The organism is Prevotella sp. 20925_1_30, assembly GCF_041433025.1.
In the GTDB taxonomy this organism is placed as follows: domain Bacteria; phylum Bacteroidota; class Bacteroidia; order Bacteroidales; family Bacteroidaceae; genus Prevotella; species Prevotella vespertina.
On record NZ_JAPWAR010000001.1, the window covers coordinates 243,999 to 253,691 of the forward strand.

At 40.9% G+C, this 9,693-nt stretch carries 7 protein-coding genes; 4 read left to right on the forward strand and 3 right to left on the reverse strand.

From position 1 onward, the window contains the following. Nucleotides 1-3 precede the first annotated feature (3 nt). The 3 genes from O3603_RS00920 to O3603_RS00930 all read left to right on the forward strand — a co-directional run bounded on the left by O3603_RS00920 (nt 4) and on the right by O3603_RS00930 (nt 2,558). Entirely contained in the window at nt 4-1,617 is a 1,614-nt protein-coding gene (locus O3603_RS00920) for a hypothetical protein (RefSeq protein WP_371519679.1), read from the forward strand. A 255-nt stretch (nt 1,618-1,872) separates the two neighbouring features. Further along, nucleotides 1,873-2,061, forward strand: a complete 189-nt coding sequence (locus tag O3603_RS00925) for a hypothetical protein (protein WP_371519682.1) — start codon at nt 1,873-1,875, stop codon at nt 2,059-2,061. A 29-nt stretch (nt 2,062-2,090) separates the two neighbouring features. After that, nucleotides 2,091-2,558: a DNA-binding protein gene (locus O3603_RS00930; RefSeq protein ID WP_371519685.1), complete on the forward strand. Its 468-nt coding sequence runs from the start codon at nt 2,091-2,093 to the stop codon at nt 2,556-2,558. Between the two features lie 553 nt (nt 2,559-3,111). On the opposite strand, the gene O3603_RS00935 is transcribed toward O3603_RS00930, so the two are convergent. The 3 genes from O3603_RS00935 to rpsT form a co-directional block, all read right to left on the reverse strand. Beyond that, a complete protein-coding gene (locus tag O3603_RS00935; protein WP_371519688.1) occupies nt 3,112-5,520 on the reverse strand; it encodes a glycoside hydrolase N-terminal domain-containing protein in 2,409 nt (802 codons plus the stop codon). A gap of 86 nt (nt 5,521-5,606) precedes the next feature. After that, nucleotides 5,607-7,580, reverse strand: a complete 1,974-nt coding sequence (gene gyrB, locus O3603_RS00940) for a DNA topoisomerase (ATP-hydrolyzing) subunit B (protein ID WP_273541542.1) — start codon at nt 7,578-7,580, stop codon at nt 5,607-5,609. A 183-nt stretch (nt 7,581-7,763) separates the two neighbouring features. Continuing rightward, nucleotides 7,764-8,018, reverse strand: a complete 255-nt coding sequence (rpsT, locus tag O3603_RS00945) for a 30S ribosomal protein S20 (RefSeq protein WP_009435492.1) — start codon at nt 8,016-8,018, stop codon at nt 7,764-7,766. 206 nt (nt 8,019-8,224) lie between these two features. Between rpsT and recO the strand changes: the two genes are divergently transcribed. Further along, nucleotides 8,225-8,950: a DNA repair protein RecO gene (gene recO / locus O3603_RS00950; RefSeq protein ID WP_371519691.1), complete on the forward strand. Its 726-nt coding sequence runs from the start codon at nt 8,225-8,227 to the stop codon at nt 8,948-8,950. Nucleotides 8,951-9,693 lie beyond the last annotated feature (743 nt).

Consider the following 9,693-nt stretch of genomic DNA (forward strand, 5'->3'; position numbering starts at 1 on the left):
ATAATGACTAAGAAAAGTATTTATTTCGGTACACTCTTGTTGACCGCACTCGCCTTTGGCAGTTGTGCCAGCGATGATACAGCCACCGATAAGACAGCAGGTAAGGACACACCAAAGACTGGAACTGTGTTCTCATCAGAGGATGAACCTTCAACCCGCACATCAGCCACCTATACAGGTAGCGGACTTGATTTCTATTGGACCGCAAATGATAAGATTTGGGTAAAAGACGATGGTGGTAATTACAACCAAAGCTCAGAAGATGATATTGCTTCTCGCATTGCAGCAGTACCTGGCAGCACAACAACAGCCAAAGCGAAGTTCTGGGTAAACGGTACTTATACAGGTTCTACACATAAAGTACGCTATACAGGTAAGAACGGAGCAAGTGACAAGGTAACCATTAAGGCTTCACAGACACAGAACACTCCTAACGATGCTGCCCATATTGCAGAAGATGGCGACTTTGGTATAGCTGATGCAACAGGTAGTGGTAAATACAGTTTTACTCTGAATCATAAGGCTGCGTATGTAACCTTCATGCCATATAATGCAAATGGAGTTATCCCAGGAGCTAAGATTCAAAAGATACGTGTCTACACAAACAACACTTCTGACCAGCTTGCAGGTACATTCGATCTTGCTGATAACGGAACGTTGAGTAATGGCACAACCACTTCTAACAGTGTAGAACTAAATGTAAATGATTTCACACTTCCTAATGCCTATTCTTATACAACGAATGGTGCAACAATGGTTCTAAACCCCGGCACTTACAGCAATGTAACGATAGAGTATACCCTCCACGATGCAGGAACCAACGTTACAGGAACTGTCAAGAAGACCTATCCTTCTGTAACCTTTGATGCAGGAAAGAACACTCCTGTAAGATCTGATTTAAAAATTAAGGTTTACCATGGTAACGAGTATTATATGTGGGATGCAGTAGATCCTTATTGGAAGGGTTATGAATGGAATAATCCAAATACAGCGTTACGTTTCCAGCCGATAGTTAATGGACAAAGTGATCCAACGCATGCTCCTCAAAGTTTGGGGACTGTCTCTGGAGGAACATCACGCGATTTCAATGATGGTTTAATAGCTACTAATAGTGCAAAGGATTGTCCAAATTTGAATGAATTGTGTTGGTATGCAGAGAAGGGAGAACCCTACTGGGATAATACTACACTTTGGGCAACAATGGATCATTTATATGTTGGAGGAATGTGGTTCTTGAAACAGAGTGCAATTGCTTCAAAGAATGGTAAAAATGTCTCTGATTTGAAGCTGGCAGCTCCTAATGGCACTGATTATACAGCTACATCGTATCCAGAGCCCGGATATACAAATAATAGTGTACCGACTGGTATACCAAGTAACCTTAATGACTATTTTTATCTTCCGACATTAGGTCTATATAATAATTCTTATTCAGGGTCGAAAGAATTCTACGGACCAAGCATAATTGGTGATTTCTGGTCAAGTACAACACTCTCTGACAAGCAGGTATGTATTTTATTTATTAGAGCTAATATAGTAAGAATTTTCCGCACTACTAAGGATGGAGGAATCACTCGGTTTAGTCCTTCCAATGAAGATGAATACCGCCCATTCTAAGTTAGATAGTATTTGTATTCATTATATCAAGGCAGTTGTCTTCCTTATATCAATAGGTTTTCTTTCCTTATATCAAGGCAACGGTCTTCATATAAGGAAGCGAAATTTCTTGATATAAGGAATAGAAATGGATTGATTAAATAAAAGTTAGTTGGATGGTAAAAGTAAGTAAATCTTATGGTATTAAACTATCCCTACTGTGTGGACAGAAGAAAGTATCTGTCCATACAAAAGTAGTAGGCTTGTGGATACTTATTGATTACTTTTGTACCCAGCGAACAACTCCAATCGTACCCAGCGAAGAAGTACGATCGTACCCAGCGAATGGGTAGGAGGCTACCCAACGGGCAGGGTACGATGCTACCCAGCAGTTGGATACAAGACGACCCAACCGCTGGGTATAAAACACATGAAAAAGACATCAAAATGATGTTGATATATTAATCTAATGTTTAATTAAAAACCAAATCAAAATGATTGAATTCAAAGTTGCGCCACGTAAGGCGACAATGGGAAAAATGAAGGGTAAAACGGTGTATATCGCCGTACCGAAAGGTCAACAAAAGATCTCACCCGAAATGGTGTTGGAACGCATTGTTCGTGAAACCTCATTAACAGAAGGTGATGCACGAAACGTGATTATTACGCTGCGTAACATTATTTCGGACTGTGCGCGCATGGGGACGGGCTTAGACCTCGGCGACATCTTCTCTTTGCGTGTCAACGTTCCCTCAAAGATGGAAGAAAACGAGAAGGACGTATGCGCTAAGAGCCTCAAAGCTCCGAAGTTGACATTGACTTGGAAAGAGTCGGTGCGTAAGGCATTGAAGGAATTGCAGGTGGATGTGGATAATCCTGCGCGGAGGAAACAAGGCCTCACCCCCGCCCCCTCTCCGAAAGAAAAGGAGAATAAAGAAGAGAATGGACCAGTGGCAGGGTAGAAACCCCACCCCAAAAGGAAGCCTCCCCAAGCCCCTCCAAGGGAGGGGATGTCCTTGTTGGATATAGTTTGAAATAACTAGAGATATGTGAGCAGATTAAGGACATCCCCTCCTTTGGAGGGGCTTGGGGAGGCAGTACCACGGGAGCTTTTTTAGATTGATTCAGGGTATCGATCGTTCTGTAATAAGACAATCGATTATATTAATTGTGAAATTAATGTCTTTCAAAACTAGTGTATTAATTTGGTTCTCTCGCTCTCGTGGTATAGCCTCACCCCCCAGCTAACGGGGTGAGGCTTTTGTGTGAGACAGAAGAACATGGGTTTTGAAGACAGAGTAACATACGAACATGAGGGGGATAATAACATAGGTTTTAGACAGAAAAGAGACATATTTTTTAATGACATAGGAATTGAAGCCATAATGCCTCTAAGTTGCTGGCTGCAAACTTAGAGGCATTATGGCTTTAGATTTTGTTATTAAAACGATTTGTTGCTATGTTATTATGTCTTTAAAATCTGATACTAAATGATATGTTTATCTTACTCTGTCTTTAAAGACGGAGCGACATGGGGACATGTGGCTTTAGTCTTATTTTTGAAGACTTATTGTTATAAGTGATGTTGACGTCTACATCTGTAGCGGCTTTTATTTGTAAAGACGTTACAAGTTTGTTTTCCCACTTCATGTCGATGGTTAAACCACCGCGCGTTCTTATACCTTTTATCTCTCCATTCGCCCACGCATCGGGAAGAGCGGGGAGGAGGTGGATGTTGTAAACAGGCTTCTTAGCCGTCATATCAACCGAACTTTGCACCAGCATTTCACACACTCCTGCAGTACCACCGAAGTTGCCATCAATTTGGAAAGGTGGGTGAGCATCGAAGAGGTTAGGGTAGGTTCCACCATGATGCACGGCATCCTTCCCACGATACCCTTCGGGTGAGACGTATGAAAGAAGGTTTTGGTAAATTTTGTAAGCATGGTTCCCATCACCCAATCGTGCCCATAGATTGATTCTCCATCCAGTGCTCCATCCTGTACTCTCATCGCCTTTCTGAATGAGTGTTTGGCGTGCTGCGGCTAAGATTGTAGAATCTTTCGTTTGCTTAGCTAGCGCCTGTAAGTGCATACCTGGATATAATCCTATTAGGTGCGACTGGTGCCTGTGATGTATATCATAGTCCTTCCAATCGTAATACCATTCGTTTAAGTCGCCTTGAGAACCTACAGTGTAAGGATGCAAGTGATGCAGTTTATCATCCATCTCTTTGTCAGGTTTCAAACCAAGAGACTTACGTGCTTGCTGCATATTCATGAATAATTCACGGATAATGGCTAGGTCAGCCGTACCACCATAACAGGTTGTTCCGTGGTAACCCTTATCTGTTACATATTCGTTCTCAGGGCTAGTACTAGGCGCTGTAATCAGTTCGTTTGGTTTGTTGGGATTGGTAACCAACCATTGTTGGAAGAACTTGCTAGAGCCTTCCATAAGTGGGTATATGGTGTTTTGAAGTAACTGCTTGTCTTGTGAATATAGGTAATGATCCCAAAGCGCATTGACCAACCAGGCACCACCGAGATTCCAGTTTGCCCATTCGGGACTTTCCTTTCCTTCTCCAACGGGAGAAGTCTTGCACCAAGGGTCGCTATTATGAGCAGCACACCAGCCCTCATTTATGCCATAGAAGTTGCGTGCAGTGTGCTTACCAGTTGCCGACAAACCTTTGACAAAGCCAATCAGCGGTTGGATAGTTTCTGACATATTAGCTGGATCGGCAGGCCAATAATTCTCTTCGAGGTTAATGTTCATCGTGTAATTCCCACGCCATGGTGAGAATAGGTGCGGTGTCCATAATCCTTGAAGATTAGCAGGGATATTCGGCGTACGTGAACAAGAGAGCAGGAGATAGCGTCCAAATTGGAAATAGAGAGTCTCCAAATAGCGTTGTGCAGCCTCTGGGAGTGGTGCTGTTGATGATGAATAGCGACGCAGGAGTTGATCCGTTGGCAGATTGTTCGTATATTCCTTATTTCCTAATTGTAATTTAACGCGATTATAAATCTGCTGATATTCCTTTATATGTCGGTCTTTGAATTCATTATATGTGAAGTTTTGTGTGTGCCAAGCAGCATTGACAGCATTGTCTATATAGCTTGCCCCATCCTTGACGGGATGCTTGTCGAAACCATTAAAACTCGTGGCATTGACAATGTATATGGTAGCATTATCAGCATTGGTTAGTGTGAGCGTGCTATCAGAAGCTATTACCTTCCCTCCTTGAGGTAATAATCTTACGATCGTGCAAGCGTGTACGCTCTCTGTTTCTGAACCTGTTGTATGCCCCGTCATAGTCAACTGATTATTCGTTGCTTTAACCTTATGCGGAGTCTGTGCCGTCAGCTGGATGCGGAGGTTTATGGCTCCTGCTTGATTAGCTTTAATGTGTATGGCTATAAGACTATCACGATGAGTTGCGAAATATTCACGTGTGAATTGAATACCATTCTGTTGGTAGCTTATATGCGCCAACGCACTATCTATGTTCAGTTCTCTATAATAATTAGAGACTGCACCTGTGTTTAAATTAATGATATTCAATGTTCCTAGAGGTTGATAAGAGGCTGATTGTTCGCCTTGAACAAAGTGTTGTAAGGAGTCAGCAGTGCGATAATCCTCAGCAAATAGAGCCTTTCTTATCTCTGGAATCCATTTAGCTTTACCCAATCCTTCATTTGGATCAACAGGCTTTCCTGTCCAATAAGTGATATCATTCAGGTAGATTGTGTCCTTTTGAGTACCACCATAAACCAATGCCCCTAACTTGCCATTACCTAAGGGAATACTCTCTTCAAAGAAATGAGCAGGTTGGTTATACCATAATCGCATTGTCGGTTGTTGTGCCTTAACACTGACAAAAATTGCTAATAAGGATATACAGAATATGATTCGTTTCATTGTTTAGGTTGTTATTGGGTAAAAGAAAGACTCCCCTCCTTATCTCATGAGGAGGGGAGTAATATTTATTTATTGTTTATAATGGCTTATGCATCGATATTAGCGTAAGTTGCATTCTTCTCAATAAACTCTCTACGTGGCTCGACATCATCTCCCATCAGCATTGAGAAGATTTCATCAGCATCCGCAGCATTCTCTATCGTTACTTGCTTCAAGAGGCGTGTCTTTGGATCCATTGTTGTTTCCCAAAGTTGCTCAGGATTCATCTCACCAAGACCTTTATAACGTTGTGTATGGATGGTTTTACCATCTTCTACTCCATTACCATATTTGTCTAAGAAGGCTTGTCGCTGCTGTTCTGTGTAGCAATATTCGCTTACCTTCTTGTAAGTACACTTATAGAGGGGTGGGGTAGCAATATACAAATGACCTTGCTCGATAACCTTCGGCATATAGCGATAGAATAGCGTCATAATCAGCGTGTCGATGTGTGAACCATCGACATCGGCATCGGTCATGATGATAATCTTATCGTAACGGAGCTTATCAATATTGGCTTCGAAGTCACCTTCATTCTCTACTCCAAATCGAACACCAATCGATTGAATGATATTCATAACTGATTCTGCCTCGAATACGCGGTGTCGTTGAACTTTCTCAACATTCAGAATCTTACCACGAAGTGGCAAAATGGCTTGTGTGTAACGGTCACGACCTTGCTTTGCAGAGCCACCAGCAGAGTCACCCTCTACAAGGAATATCTCGCAATCCTTGGGATCTTTGTTGGAACAATCGGCTAGCTTACCAGGCAGACCACCACCACTCATCACGTTCTTACGCTGTACACTCTCACGTGCCTTGCGTGCTGCTACACGTGCTGTAGCTGCTAAGATAACCTTGTTGCATATCATCTTAGCCTCGTTAGGGTGCTCCTCCAGGTAATCAGAGAGTGCCTCGCCAACTGCTTGTTGTACTGCACCTGCTACTTCGGAGTTTCCTAATTTCGTTTTTGTCTGACCTTCAAATTGTGGTTCTGCCACCTTTATAGCGATAACAGCTGTCAATCCTTCACGGAAATCCTCACCTGCTATCTCTATCTTAGCCTTTTCAATTTGCTTAGATATTTGTGGGTCATTGTCAGCGTATGCCTTTAGTGTACGGGTCAAAGCTGCACGGAAACCCTGTAAGTGAGTACCGCCTTCTATGGTGTTGATATTGTTAACGTATGAATGGATGTTCTCCGTATAATCTGTGTTATACATCACAGCCACCTCAATAGGAATGTTTTGCTTCTCTGTCTTGAGATAGATAACATCATCGAAAAGGTGCTGACGATGACGATCAACATAACGGACAAACTCCTTTAAACCATCCTTAGCATGGAAAACCTCTGTGCGAGTCTTGCCCGTCTCTGGGTCTGGACGCAGGTCAGTGAGCGTAATCTTAATACCAGCATTTAGATAAGCTAACTCACGCATACGGCGTGCAACGATGTCCCACTGATAGACTGTTGTTGTGAAGATCGTTGGGTCTGGCCAAAATTGTTGACGTGTACCTGTTTTCTGGGTTTCGCCTACAACCTTTACAGGATAGAGTGGCTTTCCTTTCTCATACTCCTGCTGATAAATCTTTCCATCACGATACACCTGTGACATCATGTGTGTGGAAAGGGCGTTAACACAACTTACACCCACACCATGTAGACCTCCACTGACTTTATAAGAACCCTTGTCGAATTTACCACCAGCGTGTAGCACAGTCATAACAACCTCAAGGGCACTCTTGTGAAGTTTCTTATGTTCGTCAACAGGGATACCACGACCATCATCTTCAACCGTGATGGAGTTATCCTCGTTGATAGTTACTTCGATATTTTGACAGTAGCCAGCCATCGCTTCATCGATAGAGTTGTCGACAGTCTCATTAATCAGGTGGTGAAGACCTTTCTCGCTGATGTCGCCAATATACATGGCTGGACGCTTACGTACAGCCTCTAATCCCTCTAACACTTGGATGTTACTGGCGGAGTAATTATTCTCGTTTTCTTGATTTTCTGCCATTTTTATTAGATTGTTCTTATAGTATGCAAAGATACTATTTTTCCTTTAGATGGGGAAATAAAAACTTGCTAAAAACATTTAAGAAGGTGTATCAAAGAGCCTAATTAAATCTATCTATAAAAAAAGCCATAACTCATTTGAGTTATGGCTCTATTATTCGTTTCAGCTATGACTGAAGTTCTTTTATCCTAATGCAGCAACGTGCTTGCAGAGAGCAGACTTGAGGTTAGCTGCCTTATTCTGGTGAATAATGTTGGTCTTTGCCAACTTATCCAACATCTTCTGCACAACAGGATAGAGCTTTACAGCCTCTTCCTTATCCGTCATATTGCGCAACTTGCGAACAGCATTACGCATAGTCTTTGCATAATATCTATTGTGTAGCGTCTTTACTTTGTCCTGACGGATTCTCTTCAATGATGATTTGTGATTTGCCATCTTTGTTCTTCTTTTATTTTACTAGTAGTCCCTAGCAGAGTCGAACTGCTCTTTAGAGAATGAAAATCTCTCGTCCTAACCGATAGACGAAGGGACCATATCGAATTGCGGGTGCAAAGGTACTTCTTTTATTCGAACCTACCAAACTTTTCTCGAATAAATTTCCTTATAATGTTGTCTTTTTGTACTTTTGCACAAGAATTTATATGATTTTAAAGTCAAAAGCCATAGTTTTACGTAGTATGAAGTTTGGTGAAGCATCGCTCATTATAGATATGTTTACCGAACAAGAAGGGCGTATTTCGTTCATTACACGCATACCTAAGACTGCCAAAGGAAAGATAAAGAAACAATACTTTCAGCCTTTAACTTTGTTAGAGCTTGAGTTTGATTATCGACCGCATACTTCCTTACAGCATATAAAGGAGGTTCGTATTCTTTATCCATACGCTTCTATTCCTTTTAATCCCATCAAATCGGCTATCTTGCTATTCCTCTCTGAGTTCTTATTTCATGTTACACGAAGTGAACAGCAGAATCTCCAGCTTTACAATTATGTGTGTGCTAGTTTGCAATGGTTGGATGGTGCAGCGCGTAGTTACGCCAATTTCCATCTTGTATTTATGATGCGTCTAAGTCGGTTTATAGGTTTCTTTCCTAATTTAGAGGCTTACCATGATGGGGTATGCTTTGACTTACGCACTGCTTCATTTACTCATAGTATTCCTCTTCATACTGATTACCTTCTCCCCGCAGAAGCCACTGCCATTCATCAACTGATTAGAATGGATTATGAGAATATGCATCTTTTCCGCCTTTCACGTGTAGATAGGAATCGAATTGCCAATCTGATCCTGCGTTATTATCGTATTCATGTGCCGAATATGCCCGACTTAAATAGTCTTCAAGTGTTGAGTGATCTTTTTGATTGATATGCTTCATGCTCTCCGCACCCTACGTATACCTTAATGTAATTTGTAATTGTGTAAGTTCCATTGTTTCTTTATTTTAAAGTTTCCAAATACAAAGATAAGAAAAATATGGGCTTACACATTTTTTTAAGACAGTACCGCCATTATGTTTATCTTGTTATTATGATATTTAGGAAAATCACAAAATCACAATCACAAAATCACAAAATCAATTATGGTAGTATCATGCTTTTTCTTTATGTAGATAATATATCATTATATATTATTATTTATTAATAAGGTATTATATTATATTAGGAATCCCTTTTACACATTGAAAATCCTTTTTGTGATTTTGTGATTGTGATTTTGTGATTGATATGATTGATTGAACTTTATCCCATTAGGCAAAGGTCAAAAAAACAAATCATTCAGTCTTATCATTCCTCAGTCTTAATTCGTTTATCTCTCTGTAACACAAGTTATTACAGAGCCATTTGCAATACTTGTTATCCCAGCACCTCGAAAAACTAATGTTTTCTTTAAAATTCTACTTACCTTTGCAGCACAGAAAAGAAAAAGAAGCACCATCCTCTACCTCCAACCGCTGACTCTTAGCCTCTACCTAATGCATGAAACAGCTACAATGGAAGAAAGTCGTAAGTTCAAATGTTAATGATTAAAGTTCAAAAAGGTTAGCATTAATAGGCTCAGAGGTTAGTGTTAACAGGCTTAAAGGTTAGTATTAATGACCAATAGGTAAA

Coding starts and splice junctions, on each gene's coding strand:
- O3603_RS00930 (WP_371519685.1), top strand. CDS start 2,091: ATGATTGAATTCAAAGTTGCGCCACGTAAGGCGACAATGGGAAAAATG.
- gyrB (WP_273541542.1), bottom strand. CDS start 7,580: ATGGCAGAAAATCAAGAAAACGAGAATAATTACTCCGCCAGTAACATC.
- recO (WP_371519691.1), top strand. CDS start 8,225: ATGATTTTAAAGTCAAAAGCCATAGTTTTACGTAGTATGAAGTTTGGT.
- rpsT (WP_009435492.1), bottom strand. CDS start 8,018: ATGGCAAATCACAAATCATCATTGAAGAGAATCCGTCAGGACAAAGTA.
- O3603_RS00920 (WP_371519679.1), top strand. CDS start 4: ATGACTAAGAAAAGTATTTATTTCGGTACACTCTTGTTGACCGCACTC.
- O3603_RS00935 (WP_371519688.1), bottom strand. CDS start 5,520: ATGAAACGAATCATATTCTGTATATCCTTATTAGCAATTTTTGTCAGT.